Genomic DNA, 22,767 nt, shown 5'->3' with positions numbered 1-22,767 from the left:
GCGACACTGGATGGACCATGCCTAAGCCCGGAGAACTCACGTTTGTCGCGCCGCGCGGCGCCAAGCCCCCGCGACACCTCGCCGACCTCAGCCCCGCCGAGCGCAAGGAGGCCGTCGCCGAGCTGGGCGAGCAGCCGTTCCGCGCCAAGCAGCTCTCCAACCACTACTTCGGCCGGATGTCGAACGACCCGGCGAGCTGGACGGACATCCCGGCCGCCAGCCGGGAGAAGCTCACCGAGAGCCTGCTGCCCGAGCTGATGTCGGTGGTGCGGCACGTCTCCTGCGACGACGACGCCACGCGCAAGACGCTCTGGAAGCTGTTCGACGGCACCCTCGTCGAGTCGGTGCTGATGCGCTACCCGGACCGGGTCACCATGTGCATCAGCTCGCAGGCGGGCTGCGGCATGAACTGTCCGTTCTGCGCCACCGGCCAGGCCGGGCTGACCCGCAACCTGTCCACCGCCGAGATCGTCGAGCAGATCGCCGCCGGGATGCGCGCGCTCAAGGCCGGCGAGATCCCGGGCGGCGAGGCGCGGCTGTCGAACGTGGTCTTCATGGGCATGGGCGAGCCGCTGGCCAACTACAACCGGGTGCTGGCCGCGATCCGCCGGCTGACCGACCCGGCTCCGGACGGCTTCGGCCTGTCCCAGCGCGGCATCACCGTCTCCACGGTCGGACTCGTCCCGGCGATGAACCGGCTGGCGGACGAGGGCCTCAGCTGCCGCCTGGCGCTGTCGCTGCACGCCCCGGACGACGAGTTGCGCGACGAGCTGGTCCCGGTGAACACCCGGTGGAAGGTCGACGAGGTACTGGACGCCGCGTGGAACTACGCGGAGAAGTCCGGCCGCCGGATCTCCATCGAGTACGCGCTGATCAAGGACATCAACGACCAGGCCTGGCGCGCGGACCTGCTCGGCCGACTGATCAAGAACCACCGGGTTCACGTCAACCTGATCCCGCTGAACCCGACCCCGGGCTCGAAGTGGACGGCCTCGCGGCCCGAGGACGAGCGCGAGTTCGTCCGCCGGCTCCAGGCGCACGGCGTACCGACGACCGTCCGCGACACCCGCGGCCAGGAGATCGACGGCGCCTGCGGCCAGCTCGCCGCGGCCGGCTGAGCCCCGCCGCAGCTGAGCTCCAGCGCGAAGGCGGCGGCCACCCGGGAAGGCGCTGTCCCGGGAGGCCGCCCGTGGGTGCTGGACCGGGGAGGCCGCCCGCGAGGCCGGTAGCGCCGGAGCCCGCTACCGCAGCCCGGCCGCCGCCAGCGCCGCGGTGGCCCCGCCGGTCAGCAGCAGCGTGGTGCCGACCGCCAGGGTGCGCAGCGCGACCGCGCCGAACAGCAGCCGCGGCGCGGTGCCGAGGCGCAGCAGCGCGTCGGTGACCTCGCGGCGGTCGGTGCGGACCTCGGCCAGCCGGGAGACCACCGCGGCGGCCGCGCAGCCGAGCACCAGGCAGGCCTCGACGGCGGGCAGCGCGTCGGCGCTGTCGGGCGTGCCGATCCAGTAGCGGATGGTGGTGAGCACCAGCGCGACGACGAGGGTGAGGACGGCCAGCGGCGGGCCGAGGCGCCGGGCCTGGGCGGTGAGGCCGCGGCCGGCGAGCAGCCGCAGCGGGGTGGGCCGGCCCAGGGCGAGCAGCCGCCCGGTCCAGGCGAGCAGTGGTCCGGTGAGCAGCGCCAGGCCGAGGGCGCTGGCGGCCCAGCCGCCGAGGGCGGCGGTGCTGGTCGTGCCGAGTCCGGCAGGCAGGTGGATCGGGCGGCCGTCGGCGGCGGCTCCGGGCCGCAGCGCGATGAGTTCGAGCGCGGCGCCGATCACCACCAGGCCGATCGGCAGGGCGATCCGCCAGGCACCGAAGCCGCTGGGGGACGGGGTGCGGCTGCCGGGCAGGGCGTCGGGGACGGGTACCGCGCAGGCGGCGGCGATGCCGGCGGTGAGCGGCACCAGGGCGAGCAGGGTGACGGGCGCGGCCGCCGGCAGCGGCACGCCCATGCCGAGGTCGGGGGCGAGCGAGGGCCCGGCGATGTCGTTGCGCAGCACCAGGAAGAGCAGCAGGGTGAGCAGGCTGCCGAGGGCGCAGGCGAGGGCGATCTCGCCGGCGATCAGGGTGCGGATCCGGCGGGAGCCGGCTCCGGCGGCGGTGAGGCCGGCGATCCGTTCGGGCCGGCGGGCGGGCACCGAGCGGGCGGCGACGGCGGCGAACCAGGCGACGGCGGCCAGCGGCGGCAGGCACCACAGCAGCCGCACCAGCGCGCCGGTGTCGCCGAGCGGGTCGCTCAGCGCCCGGCCGAGGGAGCGCAGCAGGAAGGCGGCGACGACGGCGGAGGCCAGGGCGGTGAGCAGCCAGCGGCCGAGGTCGGGCACCCGGTAGCCCCGGGCCAGACGGAGGTAGAACACGTCGACTCTTTCAGCGGCTGGGCGTCGTCAGCGGCGGACGGCCGAGACGGCGGACGCACCGTTCGTCCCCGGGGCGGTGCCGCGCGGGACGGGGGCGGCGGGGGCGGTGAGCCGTCCGTCGACGAGGGCGACGGCGCGGTCCGCGAACCGGACGAGCTCGGGGTCGTGGGTGGCCAGGACGAGGGTGAGCTGGTGCGAGCGGGCCGCGCTGGTCAGTATCCGCAGGACCTGGTCGGCGGCCTCGCGGTGCAGCGGGGCGGTGGGGTCGTCGGCGAAGACGACGGTCGGCAGCGGGGCGAGGGCGCGGGCCACGGCGATCCGCTGGCGCTGGCTCTGGACCAGCCGGTCGGGGCGGTGGCGGCCGATCTCGCCGACGTCGAGGCGCTCCAGCCACTCGTCGGCGGCGGTGTAGGCGGCCTTGTTGCCGGCCCCGGCGAGCAGCAGGGGCAGGGCGACGTTCTCACGGGCGGTCAGTTCGGGGACGAGGTGGGGCTCGGAGCCGACGAAGCCGAAGCGGTCGCGGCGCAGCCGTTCGCGGCCGGCCCGGCCGAGGGTGTGCACGGGGGCGCTGTTGAACCAGACCTCGCCGTCGTCGACCGGGAGTTGGGCGGAGAGGCAGCCGAGCAGGGTGCTCTTGCCGGAGCCGCGGGGGCCGGTGACGGCGAGCACCTCGCCCTCGCGGACGCCGATCGAGATGCCGCGCAGCGCGGGGGTGCCGTAGTGGGACTTGACGATCCCCCGGGCCCACAGCACGTCGTTGTCAGGCGGTGCCGCTGACATGAGGTTTCCATCCTGGGTGGCCGCAGGGATATGACAGTCGTCAGATTAGAACGACTGGGACCTGGCGCGGTTGCGGCGCACTGGGCCATCACGGGCAAATCACCCGCATTCAGGCATGTTTGGTCGTGCGACTGTGATGTCGCGGAGGGATGCGGACGCCGAAGGGCGGCCCCGCGGGGAGCGGGGCCGCCCTTCGGCGGAGGGTGGGGAAGAGGGCTCAGGGGGTCAGAGCTTCGCCCACGCGTCGGTGAGGCTGGTCCGCAGGATCTGCTCGATCTCGTCGAAGGTCGACTGGTCGGAGATCAGCGGCGGGGCCAGCTGGACGACCGGGTCGCCGCGGTCGTCGGCACGGCAGTACAGGCCGTTGTCGAAGAGGGCCTTGGAGAGGAAGCCGTAGAGCACGCGCTCGGTCTCGTCCTCGTTGAAGGTCTCCTTGGTGACCTTGTCCTTCACGAGCTCGATGCCGTAGAAGTAGCCGTTGCCGCGGACGTCGCCGACGATCGGCAGGTCGCGCAGCTTGCTGAGGGTGCTCAGGAAGCGCGACTCGTTGTCGAGCACGTGCTGGTTCAGGCCCTCGCGCTCGAAGATGTCGAGGTTGGCGAGCGCCACGGCCGAGGAGACCGGGTGGCCGGCGAAGGTGTAGCCGTGCAGGAAGGTGTTGTCGCCCTTGTAGAACGGCTCGGCGATGCGGTCCGAGATGATCGTGGCGCCGATCGGGGAGTAGCCCGAGGTCATGCCCTTGGCGCAGGTGATCATGTCCGGCACGTAGCCGAACTTGTCGGCGCCGAACATGGTGCCCAGGCGGCCGAAGGCGCAGATGACCTCGTCCGAGACCAGCAGCACGTCGTGGCGGTCGCAGATCTCGCGCAGGCGCTGGAAGTAGCCGGGCGGCGGCGGGAAGCAGCCACCGGCGTTCTGCACCGGCTCGACGAAGACGGCGGCGACGGTCTCGGGGCCCTCGAAGAGGATGGCCTCCTCGACCTGGTCGGCGCACCAGCGGCCGTACGCCTCGGGGTCGACGGTGCCGTCGGGGCCCTCGAGGTACTGCGGGGCGCGGTAGATGTTGGTGTTCGGGGCCTTGTGGGTGCCCGGCACCAGCGGCTCGAACGGGGCCTTCAGGCCCGGCAGGCCGGTGATCGACAGCGCGCCCTGCGGGGTGCCGTGGTAGGCGATGGCGCGGGAGATGACCTTGTACTTGGTCGGCTTGCCGATCAGCTTGAAGTACTGCTTGGCGAGCTTCCAGGCGGTCTCGACGGCCTCGCCGCCGCCGGTGGAGAAGAAGACCTTGTTCAGGTCGCCCGGGGCGTAGTTGGCCAGGCGCTCGGCCAGCTCGACGGCCTTGGGGTGCGCGTAGCTCCAGATCGGGAAGAACGCGAGTTCCTTGGCCTGCTTGGCGGCGACCTCGGCGAGCTCGGTGCGGCCGTGACCGGCCTGCACGACGAACAGGCCGGCCAGGCCGTCGATGTACTTCCGGCCCTTGTCGTCCCAGATGTACGTGCCCTCGCCCTTGACGATGGTCGGCACGGGGGAGTTCTCGTACGACGACATGCGGGTGAAGTGCATCCACAGGTGGTCGTAGGCGGTCTTGGAAAGGTCCTTCTGCGCCGGGTCGGCTGTCATCGGGTGCCCCAGGTGTAGGTCTGTTTCCGGAGCTTCAGGTAAACGAAGCTCTCGGTGCTCCGCACGCCGGGAAGCGCGCGGATGCGCTTGTTGATCATTTCGAGCAGGTGCTCGTCGTCCTCGCAGACCAGTTCGGCCAGGAGGTCGAACGAGCCTGCGGTGCAGACGACGTAGTCGACCTCGTCGAGGGCGGCCAGCGCGTCGGCGACGGGCTCGATGTCGCCCTCGACCCGGATGCCGACCATCGCCTGCCGGGTGAAGCCGACGGTGAGCGGGTCCGTGACGGCGACGATCTGCATCACGCCCTGGTCGAGCAGCTTCTGGACGCGCTGCCGCACGGCCGCCTCCGACAGGCCGACGGCCTTGCCGATGGCGGCGTACGGGCGTCGCCCGTCCTCCTGGAGCTGCTCGATGATCGCCTTGGAGGCGGCATCGAGGGGAACGCTCGCGTTCCGGTCGCGGTTGGCCACGCCGCCACTGTGCCTGATCGCTCCGTCGTTCGCAAGCCTGGAAACTGCTGATTTCGTCGCGATCTTGGAAATCGCATGCGGATTTCATTGCGCATCGGGGGTCAGGCTGTCGATCACGGCAGTCTTCCGGCTACTCTGGCACCGTACGCGCGCGCCCCCGCAGGACGGCGCGCGTTCCGCCACCAGTGGACCGCGCCGCTTCGGGCCCGGCCACTCGGCGCCCCCTTCGTCGGCCGGACCCGCCGACGTACCATGGCGCCGGAATCTGCAATGCCGCAGGCCCATCCCGAGGAGAGACCCGTGAGCGACCTTCGCACGCTGCGCAACTACATCAACGGTGAGCTCGTCGACGCGGCTGACGGCCGCACGCTCGACATCGTCGACCCGACCACCGGCGAGGTGTACGCGACGTCGCCGCTGTCCGGTGCCGCTGACGTGGACGCGGCGATGGCCGCGGCCGCCGCCGCGTTCCCGATCTGGCGCGATGCCACCCCCAGCACCCGGCAGAAGCTGCTGCTCAAGATTGCCGACGCGGTCGAGGCCCGGGCCGACGAGATCGTCGACGCCGAGGTGCGCAACACCGGCAAGCCCCGCGCGCTGACCCTCTCCGAGGAGATCGGCCCGATGGTGGACCAGATCCGCTTCTTCGCCGGTGCCGCCCGCCTGCTGGAGGGCAAGGCCGCGGGTGAGTACATGGACGGGATGACCTCGATCGTCCGCCGCGAGCCGGTCGGCGTCTGTGCCCAGGTCGCGCCGTGGAACTACCCGATGATGATGGCCGTGTGGAAGTTCGCCCCGGCCATCGCCGCGGGCAACACCGTGGTGCTGAAGCCCTCCGACACCACCCCGGCCTCCACCGTGCTGCTGGCCGAGATCATCGGCGGCATCCTCAAGGAGATGGACCTGCCGGCCGGCGTCTTCAACGTCATCTGCGGTGACCGCGAGACCGGCAGGCTGATGGTCGAGCACAAGACCCCGGCGATGGCCTCCATCACCGGTTCGGTCCGGGCCGGCATCCAGGTCGCCGAGTCGGCCTCCAAGGACGTCAAGCGCGTCCACCTGGAGCTGGGCGGCAAGGCCCCGGTCGTGGTGTTCGAGGACGCCGACATCGCCGAGGCCGTCGAGGGCATCTCGGTGGCGGGCTACTTCAACGCCGGCCAGGACTGCACCGCCGCCACCCGCGTGCTGGTGCACGAGTCGATCCACGACGCCTTCGTCGAGGCGCTGGCCAAGGCCGCGGCCGAGACCAAGACCGGCGGCGTGGACGACGAGGACGTGCTGTACGGCCCGCTGAACAACGCCAACCAGCTGAAGCAGGTCGCCGGCTTCATCGAGCGGCTGCCCGCCCACGCCAAGGTCGAGGCCGGCGGCCACCAAGTCGGCGACAAGGGCTACTTCTACGCCCCGACCGTCGTCTCTGGCCTTCGGCAGGACGACGAGATCATCCAGAACGAGGTCTTCGGCCCGGTCATCACCGTGCAGAAGTTCAGCGACGAGGAGCAGGCCGTCGAGTACGCCAACGGCGTCGAGTACGCGCTGGCCTCCTCGGTGTGGACCAAGGACCACGCCCGCGCCATGCGGATGTCGCGCCGCCTGGACTTCGGCTGCGTCTGGATCAACACCCACATCCCGCTGGTGGCCGAGATGCCGCACGGCGGCTTCAAGAAGTCCGGCTACGGCAAGGACCTGTCGTCCTACGGCTTCGAGGACTACACCCGCGTCAAGCACGTCATGACGGCCATCTGAGCCCCCGGCGGTCCATGACCGCCGAGCGCGGTACGCGCGCGAGCCGGCCCGGCTCCGGCCGCAGGCGTCGTACCGGTCGTACGAACTGACAACGGGCCCGGGGCTTTCCGCCCCGGGTCCGGTGCCTTTGCACCCTGTCGACGGATCGCGCGACCGGCTGACAGGATGAACCTGCACTTCGCGCGCGGCCCGCCCTAGCCTTACCGGCATGAGCATCCCCACCGCTGACTCAGCTGCCGGCCAGGCCGTCAAGGCCACCGACCGCGCGCACGTCTTCCACTCGTGGTCCGCCCAGGCGCTGATCGACCCCCTCGCGGTGGCCGGTGCCGAGGGCTCGTACTTCTGGGACCACGACGGCAACCGCTACCTCGACTTCTCCTCGCAGTTGGTCAACACCAACATCGGCCACCAGCACCCGAAGGTGGTCGCCGCGATCCAGGAGCAGGCGGCGAAGCTCTGCACCATCGCCCCCGGCTTCGCGGTCGAGCCGCGCAGCGAGGCCGCCCGGCTGATCGCCGAGCGCACGCCCGGCGACCTGGACAAGATCTTCTTCACCAACGGCGGCGCCGAGGCCAACGAGAACGCCATCCGGCTGGCCCGGCTGCACACCGGCCGGCAGAAGGTGCTGTCCACCTACCGCTCCTACCACGGCGCCACCGCCAACGCGATCGCGCTCACCGGCGACCCCCGGCGCTGGGCCAACGAGACCGGTGTCTCCGGGGTGGTGCACTTCTGGGGCCCGTACCCGTACCGGTCCAACTTCCACGCCGAGAACGAGGCGCAGGAGTGCGAGCGGGCGCTGGAGCACCTGGAGCAGGTGATCGCGTTCGAGGGACCGGGCACGGTCGCGGCGGTCATCCTGGAGACGGTGGTCGGCACCGCGGGCATCCTGATCCCGCCGGCGGGGTACCTGGCCGGGGTCCGGGAGATCTGCGACCGCTACGGCATCGTGTTCATCCTGGACGAGGTGATGGCCGGCTTCGGGCGCACCGGCGAGTGGTTCGCCGCCGACCACTGGGGCGTCACCCCGGACCTGCTGACCTTCGCCAAGGGCGTCAACTCCGGTTACGTGCCGCTGGGCGGCGTGGCGATCAGCGCCGAGATCGCCGCCACCTTCGCCGAGCGCCCCTTCCCCGGCGGGCTCACCTACTCCGGGCACCCGCTGGCCTGCGCCTCGGCCGTGGCCACCATCAACGCCATGGCCGAGGAGGGCATCGTCGAGAACGCCAAGCACATCGGCGAGACGGTGCTCGGTCCCGGCCTGCGCGAACTGGCCGAGCGGCACCCCTCGATCGGCGAGGTGCGCGGTCTGGGCGTGTTCTGGGCGCTCGACCTGGTGAAGGACCGGGCGACCCGCGAGCCGCTCGTCCCGTACAACGCCGCCGGCGCCGCCAACGCACCGATGGCCGAGCTGGCCGCCGCCTGCAAGCAGCGCGGGCTCTGGCCGTTCGTCAACATGAACCGCTTCCACGTCGTCCCGCCGTGCACCGTCACCGAGGAGGAGGCCAAGACGGGCCTCGCGGTGCTGGACGAGGTGCTGTCGCTGACCGACGCGCACACTGTCTGACGTACACCAGGACGGCCCCGGGCACCCGTGTCGTGCGTGCCCGGGGCCGTCCCACGCTCCGGAAGGCCCTCCATGCCCAGCAGCACCACCCTGACCCGCCGTTCGCCCGCCCCGCGATCCCTGCGCCGACGTTCCGTGCTCGGCGGGGCCGCACTGCTCGGGGCCGGCACGCTGACCGGCTGCGGGATCCCGTCCGCGTACGTCGCCGAGGACCGCCGCTCGGCGCCGGACCGTTCGGAGAGCGACAAGCGGCTCGCCTTCTCCAACTGGACGCAGTACATCGACACCGACGACCAGGGCGGGCGCCCGACCCTGGACGCGTTCAGCGCACGGACCGGGATCGCGGTCACCTACACCGAGGACATCAACGACAACGACGAGTTCTTCGGCAAGATCAGCCCGGTGCTCACCCAGGGCGCCGACCCGGGCCGGGACCTGATGGTGATCAGCGACTGGATGGCCGGGCGGTACGTCTCGCTGGGCTGGGTGCAGGCCATGGACCGGGCCAACCTGCCCAACGTCACCGCCAACCTGGACCCCCAGCTCGCGAACCCGGCCTTCGACCCCGGGCGCCGGCGCAGCGTGCCCTGGCAGTCCGGGATCACCGGCATCGCGTACAACCGCAAGGCGCTCGGCCGGGAGATCAAGTCCACCGCCGACCTGTGGGCGCCCGACCTCAAGGGCCGGGTGACGCTGTTCGCCGGGCTGGACGAGGCGCTCGGGCTGCTGATGCTCTCCCAGGGCACGGACATCGCGAAGTTCGACGACGACGACGCGAACAGGGCGATGGACCTGGTGCAGAAGATGGTCGACACCGGCCACGTGCGCCGCTTCACCGGCAACGACTACACCAGCGACCTCGCCTCCGGCGCGGCGCTGGCCTGCCAGGCCTACTCCGGTGACGCCGTCCAACTCACCGCCGAGAACCCGGACATCGCCTTCGTGGTGCCCGAGGAGGGCGGCGAGCTGTGGGCGGAGAGCCTGATGATCCCCAACCGGGCGGTCCACAAGCGCAACGCCGAGCTGCTGATCGACTACTACTACCAGCCCGAGGTGGCCGCCGACCTCGCCGCGGCCGTCCAGTACATCTGCCCGGTGCCGGCCGCCCGTGACGTGCTGGCGGCCAGCGGCGACCAGGAGAAGGCCGAACTCGCCGAGAACCCGCTGGTCTTCCCGACCGAGGAGATGCGGGCCCGGCTGCACACGATGCGCGACGTCACCTCGGCGGAGCGCCCCGGGCTGCACAAGGTCTGGGGGCGGATCACCGGGGTGTGAGCGCGCTGCCGCGGTGCCGGACGGCGTCCGGTCACCGGGGAGCCATCCCAGGGCCTCAGCGCCGGACGGCGTCCAGGGCGAGCAGGGCGACGTGCAGGGAGAGGCAGGACTCGACCTGGTCGAGGTCGACGCCGAGGATCCGCTCGACCTTGTGCAGCCGGTCGTAGAAGGACGGCCGGGACAGGTGCGCGGCGTCGGCCGCCGCCGACTTGTTCCGGCCCTGTTCCAGGTAGATCCGCAGCATCTGCACCAACTGGCCGTTGTGCTCGGCGTCGTGGGCCAGCAGCGGGCCCAGCTCGCGTTCCACGTAGGTCTGCAGGCGGGCGTCGTCGCGCAGCAGGTGGAGCAGGCCCCGCAGCCGGACGTCGGGCAGCCGGTAGTAGGAGGCGGTGCGGCCGCCGGGCGCGTCGTGCAGGGCGGCGTCGGCGACCTGGGTGGCCTCCAGCAGGGTGCGCCGGGCGTCGCGGACCGAGCCGACCGAGGAGCCGACCGCGACCACCGGGCCTGCGGCGTCGGCGCCCTCCCGGCCGGCCTCCGCGGACATCCGGCGCAGGGCGGCCGAGAAGGAGTCCAGCGCCGCGTGCTCGTCCTGCTGGGTGCCGAGCGCGATCAGCAGGCCCACGCCGTCGTCGTCCAGCGCACCGACCAGTGCGGACAGCCGGCAGGCCCGTACGGCGTCGGCGGCCAGCTCGGTGAAGTCGCGCAACCGGGCCTGCGCCTCCAGCGCGGCCGGGATCGGCCCGCGGCGCTGGCGCAGCACCACCCCGACCAGCCGGCGGCCCTCCAGCGGGACACCGAGCGCCTGGGCGCGCAACGCCGCCTCGGAGACCGTCAGCGCGTGGGTGAGGATGCCGGAGAGCAGGGTGCGGTGGGTCTGCCGCTCCAGGCTCTCCCGGTCGCGCACCACCAGCCGGTTGAGCGCCAGCGCGGAGGCGCCGCGCTCCAGCAGCATGGCGTGCGGGTGCGGCTCTCCCCCGGGCAGCGGGCCCGGCTCCTGGACCAGGACCAGCCGGCCCCAGTCCTGGCCCCGCGCTCCGACGGTGGTCACCAGCCAGCCGCTGCGCGGATCGTGGCCGGTGCGACCGGGCGGACGGACCCCGCGCGAACGGCGCTCCCAGTCCTCCAGCAGCTCGGCCTCCGGCCGTCCGGCGGTGTCGTGGGCGAGCACCTGGTGGGCCAGGTTCTCCAGGACCACCGGCGCGCCCGCCATCCGGGCCACCTGGCGGATCACCTCGGACGGCTCCGCGCCCTCCACCACCAGCTCGTTGAACACCTGGTGGACCGACTCGGAGACCCGCAGCTGCTCCAGCTGGGCGTTGACCACCAGGGCGTGCACGGCCTCGGTGACGGCGACGAAGCGCACCTCGCGGCGGAGCGCGATCAGCGGCAGTCCGCGCTGCTCGGCGGCGTTCACCAGGGCCCGCGGCAGCGAGTCGAAGTAGCGCCGGCCGAACTCGACCACCAGCCCGGCCACCCCGACCTCGTCCAGGTCCCGGACGTAGCGGGCCAGGCCCTCGCGCTGCTCCGGCAGGGCGATGCCGGTGGTCAGCACCAGCTCGCCGCCCTGGAGCATCCCGGCGACGTCGGGCAGCTCGCTCACATGGACCCAGCGGACCGGCCGCTCCAGGCGGTCGGCGCCGGCCACCACCTGGGGCAGGCCGCGGCGCATCACCTCCAGGTCGAGTACGCGGGCGACGGTGGGGAGCATCGCGGGCCTCCTGGTGACGGCGGGGCTGGGGGAGCGGGGCGCCGGGGCGGCAGACGGTCAAGGTGTCAGGTGAATGATCCATCCTCCCGACGACCTGTCGCCCTGTCGCGGCCCTTGCACCCTGTAAGGCGCTTCGGCCGGGCGTTGGCGGAGTGACCCTTGTCACGCGCGGGCGACAACGGGCATGGTCAGCGGGTCAGCCGTGGCGGAAGACCGATCCCGCACAGGAATCCGTCGCGTAACCAGAAAGCAACAGCGGAATCCCTTGCCCACGACCCGCCGGACTGTCAGGATCGCGCAACCCCCAGTGACCGGCACGGCGGAGTCCGCTACCCGCGGAGCGCGACGCCGCCACGCGCAGTCGTCCCCACCGGCACTTGGAGGAACCAGATGGACCTGACCGATTTCGGCGCGGGCGCGCAGTACATCGCCGGCCGCCTGACCCGGGGCGGCGGCGAACCCTTCCAGGTCGTCAACCCCGCCGACGGCAGCGTGGTCGAGCAGGTGGCCCTGGCCACCGCCGCCGACGTGGACACCGCCGTCGCCGCCGCGAAGGCCGCGCTGCCCGGCTGGTCCCGCGCGACCCCCGGCGCGCGCTCCGAGGCGCTCACCCGGCTGGCCGCCGTCCTGGCCGACGCGGCACAGGACCTCGCCCGGATCGAGACCGCGCAGACCGGCAAGCCGGTCAAGCTGGCCACCGAGTTCGACGTGCCCGGCACCGTCGACAACGCCGCCTTCTTCGCCGGCGCCGCCCGCAACCTGGAGGGCAAGGCGGCCGGCGAGTACTCGGGCGACCACACCTCCTACGTGCGACGCGAGGCGATCGGCGTGGTCGGCTCGATCTCGCCGTGGAACTACCCGCTGCAGATGGCCGCCTGGAAGATCCTCCCGGCCGTGGCGGCGGGCAACACCATCGTGCTCAAGCCGGCCGAGCTGACCCCGCTGACCTCGCTGATGTTCGCCCGGGCCTGCACCGAGGCGGGCATCCCGGACGGCGTGGTCAACGTCGTCACCGGCGCCGGGCGCACGGCGGGCGAGCACCTGGTCGCGCACCCCGACGTCGCGATGGTCTCCTTCACCGGCTCCACCGGCGTCGGGAAGCGGGTCGCCGAGCTGGCCACCGCGAGCGTCAAGCGCACCCACCTCGAACTCGGCGGCAAGGCCCCCTTCGTGGTCTTCGACGACGCGGACCTGGACGCGGCGGTGCACGGCGCCGTCGCCGCCTCGCTGATCAACGGCGGCCAGGACTGCACCGCCGCCACCCGGGCCTACGTCCAGCGCCCGCTGTACGAGGCCTTCGTGGCCGGGGTGGCCGAGCTGTTCGCGACCGTCCGGATCGGCGACCCGCGCGATCACCGGACCGACCTCGGCCCGCTGGTCTCCTACGCCCACCGGGACCGGGTGGCCGGATTCGTGCAGCGCGCCCGCTCCTACGCCACCGTCGTCACCGGCGGCGCCGCGCCGGAGAAGGGCCACGACGGCACCGACCTCACCCGCGGTGCCTACTACGCGCCGACCCTGATCACGGGCGCGCCCCAGGACAGCGAGGTGGTCCAGGGCGAGGTCTTCGGCCCGGTGCTGGTCGTGCTGCCCTTCGACGGTGACGACGAGGGCCTTCGGCTGGCCAACGACACCCCGTACGGCCTGGCCGCCTCCGCCTGGACGGGCAACGTGCACCGCTCGCTGCGCGCCACCCGGGAGATCGCCGCCGGCTGCGTCTGGGTCAACGACCACATCCCGATCATCAGCGAGATGCCGCACGGCGGCTACAAGGCCTCCGGCTACGGCAAGGACATGTCCCAGTACTCGCTGGACGAGTACACCCAGGTCAAGCACGTCATGTTCGACACCACCGCGGTCGCCCGCAAGGACTGGCACCGCACCGTCTTCGGAGACAGATAACCCCTTCGGCAGGGTGCTCCCCCCACGCACCCTCCTTCCCCCAGGAGGCCCGTTCCATGGCGTTCAAGGCGTTCAACGAGCTCACCGACGGTCTGCCCGAACCCGTCCGCAAGGCCTGGGAACGCAGTCTGACCAGCGGTCGGGCCGCGGTCGGCCGCCGCACCCTGCTGCGCGCCGCCGCCCTCACCGCCGGAGCGGGCACCCTGGCCGCCTGCGGCATCCCGGCCGCCTCCAGGGCGACCGGCGACTCCACCGCGAACGCCGCCAAGGACCTCTCGGGGAGCGAGAAGGTGGTGAACTTCTCCAACTGGCCCCTCTACGTGGACACCGACGAGAAGGACAAGGAGAAGCACGGCACCCTGGAGGCCTTCACCGCCGCCACCGGCATCAAGGTCAACTACAACGAGGACGTCAACGACAACGTCGAGTTCTTCGGCAAGATCAAGCCGCAGCTCGCCTCCGGCCAGGACACCGGCCGCGACCTGATGGTGCTCACGGACTGGATGGCCGCCCGGCTGATCCGGCTCGGCTGGGCGCAGAAGCTCGACCCGGCGAACGTGACCACCGCGATCACCAACGTCGAGCCGCGGTTCCGCGCCCCGGACTGGGACCCGGGGCGGCTCTACTCCTACCCCTGGGCCGGCATCCAGGTCGTCGTCGCCTACAACCGGAAGGCGACCAAGGGGAAGGAGGTCACCAGCGTCTCCCAGCTGCTGGACGACCCCGAGCTGAAGGGCCGGGTCACCTTCCTGTCGGAGATGCGCGACAGCATCGGGATGGTCCTGCTGGACATGGGCAAGGACCCGGCGAAGTTCACCGCCGACGACTACGACGCCGCGATCGCCCGGGTGCAGAAGGCCGTCGACAGCAAGCAGATCCGCCGCTTCACCGGCAACGACTACGGCCAGGAACTGTCCTCCGGCGACATCGCGGCCTGCGTCGCCTGGGGCGGCGACCTGATCCAGCTGCGCGTGGACAACCCGGACATCGAGTTCGTCGTGCCCGAGCAGGGCTTCATCGCCTCGACCGACAACCTGCTGGTTCCGGCCAAGGCCCAGCACAAGACGAACGCGGAAAAGCTGATCGACTTCTACTATCAGCCGAAGATCGCGGCGCAGCTGGTCGCGGGCATCGGCTACGTCTCCGCCGTCGCGGGGATGAAGGACGAGCTCGCCTCCCTCGCCCCGGACAGCGCGGCCAACCCGCTGGTCGTACCCACCCCCGAGATGGCGGCCAAGGCACACGTGTTCCGCACGCTCACCGAGAGCGAGGAGAGCGACTTCGAGCAGAAGTTCTCCAAGCTCATCGGCGCCTGACCCCCACTCACGGCAGAGAAACCCAGGAAGACACCCATGACAGACCAGCTGCGCGACGCGGCCGGCGGCGACGTCCGCCTCACCGGCATCGGCAAGACCTACGGCTCCTTCACCGCCGTCCACCCGCTCGACCTGACCGTCCCCCAGGGCTCCTTCTTCGCCCTGCTCGGTGCCTCCGGCTGCGGCAAGACCACCACCCTGCGCATGATCGCCGGACTGGAGGAGCCCACCAGCGGCACCGTCCTGATCGGAGGCCAGGACGTCACCGCCCTGCCCCCGTACAAGCGCCCGGTGAACACCGTCTTCCAGAGCTACGCGCTCTTCCCGCACCTGGACATCTTCGAGAACGTCGCCTTCGGCCTGCGCCGGCGCGGGAAGAAGGACGTCAAGAAGCAGGTCGACGACATGCTGGAACTGGTCGAGCTCGGCCAGTACGCCCGGCGCAAGCCCCACCAGCTCTCCGGCGGCCAGCAGCAGCGCGTCGCGGTCGCCCGCGCGCTGATCAACCACCCCCAGGTGCTGCTGCTGGACGAGCCGCTCGGCGCCCTCGACCTCAAGCTGCGCCGCCAGATGCAGCTGGAGCTCAAGCGGATCCAGACCGAGGTCGGCATCACCTTCGTGCACGTCACCCACGACCAGGAGGAGGCCATGACGATGGCCGACACCATCGCGGTGATGAACGGCGGCCGGGTCGAGCAGCTGGGCGCGCCCGCCGAGCTGTACGAGAACCCCGCCAGCACCTTCGTGGCCAACTTCCTCGGCCAGTCCAACCTGCTGCCCGCCGAGGTCACCGGCAGCGCCGGCGAGGACCTGCTGGTCACCGTGGGCGGCACCCGCCTCGCCGTGCCGAAGGCGCGCTGCGCCACCGACGCCAAGCGGGTCCACCTCGGCGTGCGCCCGGAGAAGATCACCATCACCCACGGCTCCGGGACGGTCTCCGACGGCCGCAACGCGCTGGCCGGCACCGTCGTCGACTCCAGCTTCATCGGCGTCTCCACCCAGTACCTGGTGCGCACCGACGGCGGCCAGGAGGTCACCGTCTTCGAGCAGAACATGGAGCGCGACGCCCGGATCGTCCCCGGCGCCGGGGTGCTCCTGCACTGGAACCCGGCGCACTCCTTCGCCCTGGACGCCTCGCAGGCGATCGACGCGGGCACCGCGGAGGAGGCCGCATGACCGCCGCCACCCCGGCCGCGCCGGCCCAGGCCGTCCCCCCGGGCCGCGAGCCGCTGCCCCCGGCGGAGCCGAAGCCCAGGCGCAGGCTCACGCCGTACTGGCTGCTGCTGCCCGGCATCGCCTGGCTGGTCGTCTTCTTCGCCGTGCCGATGGTGTACCAGGCGTCCACCTCGCTGCAGACCGGCTCGCTCGAGGCGGGCTTCAAGGTCACCTGGCACGTCTCGACCTACTGGGACGCCCTGGTCGAGTACAAGTGGCACTTCGTCCGCTCGTTCTCCTACGCGGCGATCGCCACCGTGCTCTGCCTGGCCATCGGCTACCCGCTCGCGTACACCATCGCCTTCAAGGCGAACCGGCGCTGGCGCAACGTCATCCTGATCCTGGTGATCGCGCCGTTCTTCACCAGCTTCCTGATCCGCACGCTGGCCTGGAAGACCATCCTGTCCGACGGCGGCCCGGTGGTCGGCGCGCTCGACACCCTGCACGTCCTGGACGTCACCAACGCGCTCGGCCTCACCTCCGGGGACCGGGTGCTGGCCACCCCGCTCGCCGTGGTCTGCGGCCTGACCTACAACTTCCTGCCGTTCATGATCCTGCCGCTGTACACCTCGCTGGAGCGGATGGACCCCCGGCTGCACGAGGCGGCCGGCGACCTCTACGCCCGGCCGTTCACCACCTTCCGCAAGGTCACCTTCCCGATCTCGCTGCCCGGCGTGGTCGCGGGCACCCTGCTCACCTTCATCCCCGCGTCCGGCGACTACATCAACGCCCAGCTGCTCGGCTCGCCGAGCGAGCAGACGGTCGGCAACGGCATCCAGAAGCAGTTCCTGAACGTGCTCGACTACCCCACGGCCGCCGCGCTGAGCTTCATCCTGATGGCCCTGATCCTGGGCATGGTGACGGTCTACATGCGCAAGGCCGGGACGGAGGAACTGGTCTGATGCCCCGGATTCTGAAGTGGGTCCGCGCCCACCTGGTGGTGCTCGCCGGCCTGCTGGCCCTCGCCTACCTGGTGCTGCCCAACCTGGTCGTGCTGGCCTTCTCGTTCAACAAGCCGGCCGGCAAGTTCAACTACGAGTGGAACGAGTTCTCCACCGACGCCTGGACCAACCCCTGCGGCGTGGCCGACATGTGCCAGTCGCTCTCGCTCAGCCTGCAGATCGCGGTGCTCGCCACCATCGGCGCCACCGTGCTCGGCACCATGGTCGCCTTCGCACTCGCCCGCTACCGCTTCCGCGGCCGCTCGGCGACCACCGCGATGATCTTCCTGCCGATGGCCATGCCCGAGGTGGTCATGGCCGCCTCACTGGGCACACTGTTCCTCAACATGCGCATTCCGTTCGGCTTCACCACCATCCTCATCGCGCACATCATGTTCTGCCTCAGCTTCGTGGTGACGGCGGTCAAGGCGCGCGTGATGAGCATGGACCCGAGGCTCGAACAGGCCGCCCAGGACCTCTACGCGACCCCGACCCAGACCTTCCTGAGGGTCACCCTGCCGCTGGCCGCTCCCGGCATCGCGGCCGGCGCGCTGCTCAGCTTCGCGCTGTCCTTCGACGACTTCATCATCACCCAGTTCAACTCGGGCCCGACCACGGTCACCTTCCCGATGTTCGTCTGGGGCGCCTCGCAACGCGGCATCCCGGTGCAGGTGAACGTCATCGGCACCGCGATGTTCGTCGCCGCCGTCGCGCTGACCGTCGCGGGGCAGTGGCTCGGCAACCGTCGGAAGGCGACCGCCTGACGCGCCGCCCGCCCACGACCCCGCGCACGGTCAGCACGCGGTGACCCGCAACCGTCATCTATTCGCAGAAAGTGGCTGATAATGCATGGACTCCGCCCGCGCACTCAGTGACGCCAGGCCCACCCCCTTCTGGCTGGAGGACCCCGGCCGGCCGGCGGCGCTGCCCGCCCTCGTCGGCGACACCACCTGCGACCTGCTGGTCGTCGGCGGCGGCTACTCCGGCCTGTGGACCGCCCTGATCGCCAAGGAACGCGATCCCTCACTGGACGTCGTCCTGGTGGAGGGCAACGAGGTCGGGTGGGCCGCGTCCGGGCGCAACGGCGGATTCTGCGCGGCCAGCCTCACCCACGGCTTCGGCAACGGCCTGCAGCGCTGGCCCGCCGAACTCGCCCAGCTGGAACGCCTCGGTGCCGCCAACCTCGACGGCATCGAGGCCACCCTCAAGCGCTACGGCATCGACGCGGAGTGGGAGCGCACCGGCGAGATCGACGTCGCCACCCAGCCCCACCAGGTCGAGGAGCTGCACGAGATCGCCGAGGCGGTGGCCCGCTACGGCTTCGACATCACCGTCCTGGACGCCGACCAGCTGCGCGCCGAGGTGGACTCGCCGACCTTCCTCGGCGGGCTCTGGGACAAGGAGGGCGTGGCGATGGTCCACCCCGCCAAGCTCGCCTGGGGCCTCAAGGACGCCTGCCTGAGCCAGGGCGTCCGGATCCACGAGCACACCCGGGCCACCGACCTGCGGGAGCACGGCAGCGGCATGGCCGTCCGCACCCCCTACGGGCGGGTGTTCGCCCGCCGCGTCGCGCTCGGCACCAACGTCTTCCCGTCCCTGCTCAAGCGCGTCCGTCCGTACATCGTTCCGGTGTACGACTACGCGCTGATGACCGAGCCGCTCAGCGACGAGCAGCTCGCCGCCATCGGCTGGCGCGGCCGGCAGGGGCTCGGCGACAGCGCCAACAAGTTCCACTACTTCCGGCTCTCCGCCGACAACCGCATCCTCTGGGGCGGCTACGACGCCGTCTACCACTACGGCGGCCACGTCCGGCAGGAGTACGACCAGCGACCGGAGACCTTCCGCACCCTGGCGAACCACTTCTTCCGCTGCTTCCCGCAGCTGGAGGGGCTGCGCTTCACCCACGCCTGGGGCGGCGCCATCGACACCTGCAGCCGGTTCTCCGCGTTCTTCGACACCGCGTACCGGGGCAAGGTCGCCCACGCGACCGGCTACACCGGGCTCGGCGTCGGCGCGACCCGCTTCGGCGCCGAGGTGATGCTCGACCTGCTCGCGGGCGAGCGCACCGAGCGCACCTCCCTGGACATGGTGCGCTCCAAGCCGCTGCCGTTCCCGCCGGAGCCGGTGCGCTGGGCCGGGATCGAGATCACCACCCGCTCGCTGGAGCGGGCCGACCGCAACGGAGGCCACCGCAACCTGTGGCTGCGCACGCTCGACCGGCTGGGGCTCGGCTTCGACAGCTGACCCGTGTCGCCGTCGCGCTGGGCGCGGGCGGGCCGCGCGAACCGGGCCGCGCGAACCGGGCCGCGTGACCCGGGCCTCGGTCCGGGCCGGTGACCCGGGCCTTTGTCCGGTGCCTTCGGTCCGGGCCCGTGATCCGAGTCATGCGATGCGTGTAAGAGGGACCCGCCGTCCGCCTCTCCATGGTGACGGCGGGTCCCAGTCTGTCCCGCCGCCTCCGAGCAGGACGAACGGCGAGAAGCGGGGACACGACATGGAGAGCACCGGACTGCACTGGCTCGCCCAGGTGGCACCGGACCCGGAGGCCTTCCGGGCGGAGTGGGAACGCACCGGGCTGGGCCTGGTACTGCTACCGGCCGGGCGCCGCTGGGACGTCCTCGCCGTCCCCGGGCCGCTCGGGCGCCCCGCGCTGGACGTCCTCGGCGCCGGCTTCTGCGGCCCGGTGCTCACCGACGCCGGGGACGAGCACGTCAGCTTCCTGGTGCCGGTCGGCACCGCCGCCCGCTGGGTCGGCACCGGAGTGCGCACCGCCGGGGAGGGCACCTGGGTCATCGTGCCGCACCCCGAGCGCGATGACCGGGGCGTGCGCTGGCTCGTCCCGCCCGACGGCTCCGGCCGGCTCAACGACCCGGTGCTGCTGGAGCTCGCCTTGCACGAGGCGGCGGCCGGGCTCGCCGGCTGGTAGCGCTCACGCGAACGGCCGTGCCCGCCGCGGACCGTGCCCGGTGCGGACCGTGCCCGGTGCGGACCGTGAGGCTGCCGCAGGACGCGCCGGGTGGCCGGCCGCGTCAGACTGGAGGCGTGACCACCGCCCCCCGCACCGTCGACTCCCCGCTCCGGCCGGGTCCCGCCCAGCTGCGCCTGGCCGCGGTGGCCGCACCCCTCTGCGCCCGGGCCGGGCTCGCGCTGGCCGGTGGGCACGCCCTGCGCGCCCACGGAGTCGCAGCCTGCCCGCAGGACGGGCTCACCCTGGTGACCGTCGACGCCGAGCTGCCGGAGGTGGCCGCCGAGCTGGCCGGGGCCTACCGCGCGGCCGGCGGCGGCGTCGTCGATCGACCCGGGACGCCCCGCCTGGAGCAGCTGGCCGTACGGCTGGCGCTGGGCGGGCGCACCCACTCGGTGGAGCTGCGCAAGGAACCGCTCGGCCACCGGCCGGTCCGGCTCGATCTGGGAGCCCCGGGGGCCGACGAGCCGCCGGTGGTGCTGCCGGTGGCCGCCCTGGAGGACGCGGCGGCGCTCACCACCGCGCTGCTGGTCGACCGGGGGATGCCGCGCGACCTGATCGACGTGCACGCCCTCACCCGCTACTACCGGGAGGGCGAGCTGCTCGCGCTGGCGGGCGAACTGGACCCGGAGTTCCAGCCCGCCGCGCTCGCCGACCGGCTGGAGACGCTGGCCGAGGCCGCGGACGGCCGGTTCCGCGCCCGCGGCGTCGAGGCGGGAGCGGTGGACGGGCTGAAGCGGTGGGCACTGGCCTGGGCCCAGGACCTGCGGCTGGACCTGCTGGAGACCCAGGAGGCGGCGGACGGGCTGCATGACCCCTACCTGGAGGACGAGGAGTCCTGAGCGGGTGGCTCCGGATCCCCCGCATCCGGGTCTAACGCATCCGGATCCACGCATCCGGCTCCGCGTACCCGGATCGATCCACGCATCCGGAGCAGCGACCGGACGACCTGTAAGGCTGAATCCTCGATCCCCGTCAGCCTGGTCGTTGAGCCCGGTCGGAGCGGCCGCCAGACTGGGAGACGAGCGCGGTAGCCCCGTGATTTCCCGTCGCCCCACCCCTGTTGCGGGCGGCGCCAGACCGGACCGGTGGCAGAACGCCGCCCGCGACTTCGGAGGCAGACGGACCTTGAGCAAGCACATCATTCACTGGATCGGCGGCAAGCCGGTCCCCACGGCCGGTGCGGCGCCCCGACGCGGTGACGTCTTCGACCCGGCCACCGGTCAGGTCTCCGGCCAGGTCGACTTCGCCGGGATCGCCGAGGTCGACCAGGCCGTGGCCGCCGCCGCCTCGGCCTTCGCCGACTGGCGCACCGCCTCGGTGGCCAGGCGGACCACGGTGCTGTTCGCCTTTCGGGAGCTGCTGAACGCCCGCCGGGACGAGCTGGCCTCGATCATCGTGTCCGAGCACGGCAAGGTGCACTCGGACGCGCTCGGTGAGATCGCCCGCGGTCTGGAGGTCGTCGAGTACGCCTGCGGCATCCCGCAGCTGCTCAAGGGCGGCTTCACCGAGCAGGCCTCCACCGGCATCGACGTCTACTCGATCCGCCAGCCGCTCGGTCCGGTCGCGATCATCTCGCCGTTCAACTTCCCGGCCATGGTGCCGATGTGGTTCTTCCCGATCGCCATCGCGGCCGGCAACACCGTCGTGGTGAAGCCCTCGGAGAAGGACCCGTCGGCCGCCAACTTCCTGGCCGAGCTGTGGAAGGAGGCCGGGCTGCCGGACGGCGTCTTCAACGTCGTGCACGGTGACAAGGCGGCCGTCGACCGCCTGCTGGAGCACCCGGACATCAAGTCCGTCAGCTTCGTCGGTTCCACGCCGATCGCCCGCTACGTCTACGAGACCGGCACCCGGTACGGCAAGCGGGTGCAGGCCCTGGGCGGTGCCAAGAACCACATGCTGGTCCTGCCGGACGCCGACCTGGACCTCGCCGCGGACGCCGCCGTCAACGCCGGCTTCGGTGCGGCCGGTGAGCGCTGCATGGCCGTCTCCGTGCTGGTCGCCGTCGACCCGATCGGCGACGAACTGGTCGACAAGATCAAGCAGCGCATCGCCGCACTCAAGGTGGGCCCCGGCTGCAACGGTGACTCCGAGATGGGCCCGCTGGTCACCGGCCAGCACCGCGACAAGGTCACCTCCTACGTCGAGTCCGGCCTCGCCGACGGCGCCGAGCTCGTGGTGGACGGCCGCAAGCACCCGATCACCACGGAGAACCGGAACGGCGCTCCCACCGCGGACGGATTCTGGCTCGGTCCCACGCTGTTCGACCACGTGAAGCCCGGCATGTCCGTGTACAACGACGAGATCTTCGGCCCCGTCCTGTCGGTCGTGCGCGTCGCCTCCTACGAGGAGGGCCTGGCGCTCATCAACGCCAACCCCTACGGCAACGGCACCGCGCTCTTCACCAACGACGGCGGCGCCGCCCGGCGCTTCCAGTTCGAGGTCGAGGTCGGCATGGTGGGCATCAACGTGCCGATCCCCGTCCCGGTCGCCTACTACTCCTTCGGCGGCTGGAAGGCCTCGCTCTTCGGCGACACCCACGCCTACGGACCGGACGGCGTGCACTTCTTCACCCGCGGCAAGGCCGTGACCCAGCGCTGGCTGGACCCGTCGCACGGCGGCATCAACCTCGGGTTCCCCACCAACAGCTGAGCGCGGGCTCGCTGCGGGACCCTCCGCAGCGCACCCCTCGCTCATCGGGCTGGCCGGCCTCCTCCTCGGGGCCGGCCAGCCCTTTTGTGCGCCGTTTGCATCGGGCCGCCGAAGCGCGTACAGTTCTTCGAGCTGCCTGGCAGGGAGCACCGGACACGCATCGGCGCGGACGGTCCCGGGGTAGCCAATCCTCTGAAACACACTTCCGGTTCGTGCC

18 protein-coding genes are annotated in these 22,767 nt (G+C 71.9%); 13 read left to right on the top strand and 5 right to left on the bottom strand.

Annotated elements, in window-relative coordinates; all coding sequences use genetic code 11:
• Window positions 1-17: 17 nt before the first annotated feature.
• Window positions 18-1,118 (top strand): 23S rRNA (adenine(2503)-C(2))-methyltransferase RlmN, encoded by a 1,101-nt coding sequence (gene rlmN / locus ACGF07_RS29295; RefSeq protein WP_350743810.1) that lies wholly within the window; start codon window positions 18-20, stop codon window positions 1,116-1,118.
• Window positions 1,119-1,241: 123 nt separating this feature from the next.
• On the opposite strand, the gene ACGF07_RS29290 is transcribed toward rlmN, so the two are convergent.
• The 4 genes from ACGF07_RS29290 to ACGF07_RS29275 form a co-directional block, all read right to left on the bottom strand.
• Window positions 1,242-2,393 (bottom strand): hypothetical protein, encoded by a 1,152-nt coding sequence (locus ACGF07_RS29290; protein WP_392903563.1) that lies wholly within the window; start codon window positions 2,391-2,393, stop codon window positions 1,242-1,244.
• 27 nt (window positions 2,394-2,420) lie between these two features.
• Entirely contained in the window at window positions 2,421-3,173 is a 753-nt protein-coding gene (locus tag ACGF07_RS29285) for an ATP-binding cassette domain-containing protein (RefSeq protein ID WP_350743812.1), read from the bottom strand.
• Window positions 3,174-3,398: 225 nt separating this feature from the next.
• A complete protein-coding gene (locus tag ACGF07_RS29280; RefSeq protein WP_350743813.1) occupies window positions 3,399-4,793 on the bottom strand; it encodes an aspartate aminotransferase family protein in 1,395 nt (464 codons plus the stop codon).
• A complete protein-coding gene (locus ACGF07_RS29275; protein ID WP_030306695.1) occupies window positions 4,790-5,263 on the bottom strand; it encodes an Lrp/AsnC family transcriptional regulator in 474 nt (157 codons plus the stop codon). The genes ACGF07_RS29280 and ACGF07_RS29275 overlap by 4 nt, the downstream gene beginning before the upstream one ends.
• Window positions 5,264-5,533: 270 nt before the next feature.
• Here ACGF07_RS29275 and ACGF07_RS29270 point away from each other — a divergent pair, with 270 nt between their 5' ends.
• The 3 genes from ACGF07_RS29270 (at window position 5,534) to ACGF07_RS29260 (ending at window position 9,851) form a co-directional block, all read left to right on the top strand.
• The gene (locus ACGF07_RS29270; protein WP_392903560.1) at window positions 5,534-7,009 is read left to right on the top strand and encodes a gamma-aminobutyraldehyde dehydrogenase; all 1,476 of its coding nucleotides are present in this window, start codon (window positions 5,534-5,536) and stop codon (window positions 7,007-7,009) included.
• 208 nt (window positions 7,010-7,217) lie between these two features.
• Window positions 7,218-8,576 (top strand): aspartate aminotransferase family protein, encoded by a 1,359-nt coding sequence (locus ACGF07_RS29265; RefSeq protein ID WP_392903557.1) that lies wholly within the window; start codon window positions 7,218-7,220, stop codon window positions 8,574-8,576.
• A gap of 72 nt (window positions 8,577-8,648) precedes the next feature.
• Complete coding sequence (locus ACGF07_RS29260) at window positions 8,649-9,851, top strand: spermidine/putrescine ABC transporter substrate-binding protein (RefSeq protein WP_392903554.1); 1,203 nt, start codon at window positions 8,649-8,651, stop codon at window positions 9,849-9,851.
• 55 nt (window positions 9,852-9,906) lie between these two features.
• Here ACGF07_RS29260 and ACGF07_RS29255 read toward each other — a convergent pair whose 3' ends face one another.
• Window positions 9,907-11,559 carry a PucR family transcriptional regulator gene (locus ACGF07_RS29255; RefSeq protein ID WP_392903551.1) on the bottom strand — a complete coding sequence of 551 codons (1,653 nt, stop codon included), beginning with the start codon at window positions 11,557-11,559 and terminating at the stop codon, window positions 9,907-9,909.
• Between the two features lie 390 nt (window positions 11,560-11,949).
• On the opposite strand from ACGF07_RS29255, the gene ACGF07_RS29250 reads away from it, so the two are divergent.
• From ACGF07_RS29250 to ACGF07_RS29210, 9 genes are all read left to right on the top strand, one after another.
• Window positions 11,950-13,461, top strand: coding sequence for a gamma-aminobutyraldehyde dehydrogenase (locus ACGF07_RS29250; protein ID WP_392903549.1), 1,512 nt, complete (start codon window positions 11,950-11,952; stop codon window positions 13,459-13,461).
• Window positions 13,462-13,517: 56 nt separating this feature from the next.
• Complete coding sequence (locus tag ACGF07_RS29245; RefSeq protein ID WP_350743819.1) at window positions 13,518-14,777, top strand: spermidine/putrescine ABC transporter substrate-binding protein; 1,260 nt, start codon at window positions 13,518-13,520, stop codon at window positions 14,775-14,777.
• Between the two features lie 36 nt (window positions 14,778-14,813).
• Complete coding sequence (locus tag ACGF07_RS29240; protein ID WP_392903546.1) at window positions 14,814-15,953, top strand: ABC transporter ATP-binding protein; 1,140 nt, start codon at window positions 14,814-14,816, stop codon at window positions 15,951-15,953.
• The gene (locus ACGF07_RS29235) at window positions 15,950-16,894 is read left to right on the top strand and encodes an ABC transporter permease (RefSeq protein ID WP_392903544.1); all 945 of its coding nucleotides are present in this window, start codon (window positions 15,950-15,952) and stop codon (window positions 16,892-16,894) included. Before ACGF07_RS29240 ends, ACGF07_RS29235 begins: the two co-directional genes overlap by 4 nt.
• Window positions 16,894-17,697, top strand: a complete 804-nt coding sequence (locus ACGF07_RS29230; protein WP_392903541.1) for an ABC transporter permease — start codon at window positions 16,894-16,896, stop codon at window positions 17,695-17,697. The genes ACGF07_RS29235 and ACGF07_RS29230 overlap by 1 nt, the downstream gene beginning before the upstream one ends.
• Before the next feature lie 85 nt (window positions 17,698-17,782).
• Window positions 17,783-19,177, top strand: a complete 1,395-nt coding sequence (locus ACGF07_RS29225) for an FAD-dependent oxidoreductase (protein WP_350743823.1) — start codon at window positions 17,783-17,785, stop codon at window positions 19,175-19,177.
• A gap of 250 nt (window positions 19,178-19,427) precedes the next feature.
• Complete coding sequence (locus ACGF07_RS29220) at window positions 19,428-19,859, top strand: hypothetical protein (protein WP_350743824.1); 432 nt, start codon at window positions 19,428-19,430, stop codon at window positions 19,857-19,859.
• 116 nt (window positions 19,860-19,975) lie between these two features.
• Entirely contained in the window at window positions 19,976-20,740 is a 765-nt protein-coding gene (locus ACGF07_RS29215) for a hypothetical protein (RefSeq protein WP_392903538.1), read from the top strand.
• A 286-nt stretch (window positions 20,741-21,026) separates the two neighbouring features.
• Window positions 21,027-22,550, top strand: coding sequence for a CoA-acylating methylmalonate-semialdehyde dehydrogenase (locus tag ACGF07_RS29210; RefSeq protein ID WP_392903535.1), 1,524 nt, complete (start codon window positions 21,027-21,029; stop codon window positions 22,548-22,550).
• Window positions 22,551-22,767 lie beyond the last annotated feature (217 nt).

Origin of the sequence: Kitasatospora sp. NPDC048194, assembly GCF_043202455.1 — a bacterium.
Classification (GTDB): domain Bacteria; phylum Actinomycetota; class Actinomycetes; order Streptomycetales; family Streptomycetaceae; genus Kitasatospora.
The sequence above is the reverse complement of the archived record's forward strand: the minus strand, read 5'-3'. Positions and strand labels throughout refer to the sequence as shown.

Excerpts from the sequence above, each read along its gene's own strand:
- rlmN (WP_350743810.1), top strand. The coding sequence starts at position 18 with ATGCCTAAGCCCGGAGAACTCACGTTTGTCGCGCCGCGCGGCGCCAAG.
- ACGF07_RS29285 (WP_350743812.1), bottom strand. The coding sequence starts at position 3,173 with ATGTCAGCGGCACCGCCTGACAACGACGTGCTGTGGGCCCGGGGGATC.
- ACGF07_RS29280 (WP_350743813.1), bottom strand. The coding sequence starts at position 4,793 with ATGACAGCCGACCCGGCGCAGAAGGACCTTTCCAAGACCGCCTACGAC.
- ACGF07_RS29270 (WP_392903560.1), top strand. The coding sequence starts at position 5,534 with ATGCCGCAGGCCCATCCCGAGGAGAGACCCGTGAGCGACCTTCGCACG.
- ACGF07_RS29265 (WP_392903557.1), top strand. The coding sequence starts at position 7,218 with ATGAGCATCCCCACCGCTGACTCAGCTGCCGGCCAGGCCGTCAAGGCC.
- ACGF07_RS29260 (WP_392903554.1), top strand. The coding sequence starts at position 8,649 with ATGCCCAGCAGCACCACCCTGACCCGCCGTTCGCCCGCCCCGCGATCC.
- ACGF07_RS29255 (WP_392903551.1), bottom strand. The coding sequence starts at position 11,559 with ATGCTCCCCACCGTCGCCCGCGTACTCGACCTGGAGGTGATGCGCCGC.
- ACGF07_RS29250 (WP_392903549.1), top strand. The coding sequence starts at position 11,950 with ATGGACCTGACCGATTTCGGCGCGGGCGCGCAGTACATCGCCGGCCGC.
- ACGF07_RS29245 (WP_350743819.1), top strand. The coding sequence starts at position 13,518 with ATGGCGTTCAAGGCGTTCAACGAGCTCACCGACGGTCTGCCCGAACCC.
- ACGF07_RS29240 (WP_392903546.1), top strand. The coding sequence starts at position 14,814 with ATGACAGACCAGCTGCGCGACGCGGCCGGCGGCGACGTCCGCCTCACC.
- ACGF07_RS29235 (WP_392903544.1), top strand. The coding sequence starts at position 15,950 with ATGACCGCCGCCACCCCGGCCGCGCCGGCCCAGGCCGTCCCCCCGGGC.
- ACGF07_RS29230 (WP_392903541.1), top strand. The coding sequence starts at position 16,894 with ATGCCCCGGATTCTGAAGTGGGTCCGCGCCCACCTGGTGGTGCTCGCC.
- ACGF07_RS29225 (WP_350743823.1), top strand. The coding sequence starts at position 17,783 with ATGGACTCCGCCCGCGCACTCAGTGACGCCAGGCCCACCCCCTTCTGG.
- ACGF07_RS29220 (WP_350743824.1), top strand. The coding sequence starts at position 19,428 with ATGGAGAGCACCGGACTGCACTGGCTCGCCCAGGTGGCACCGGACCCG.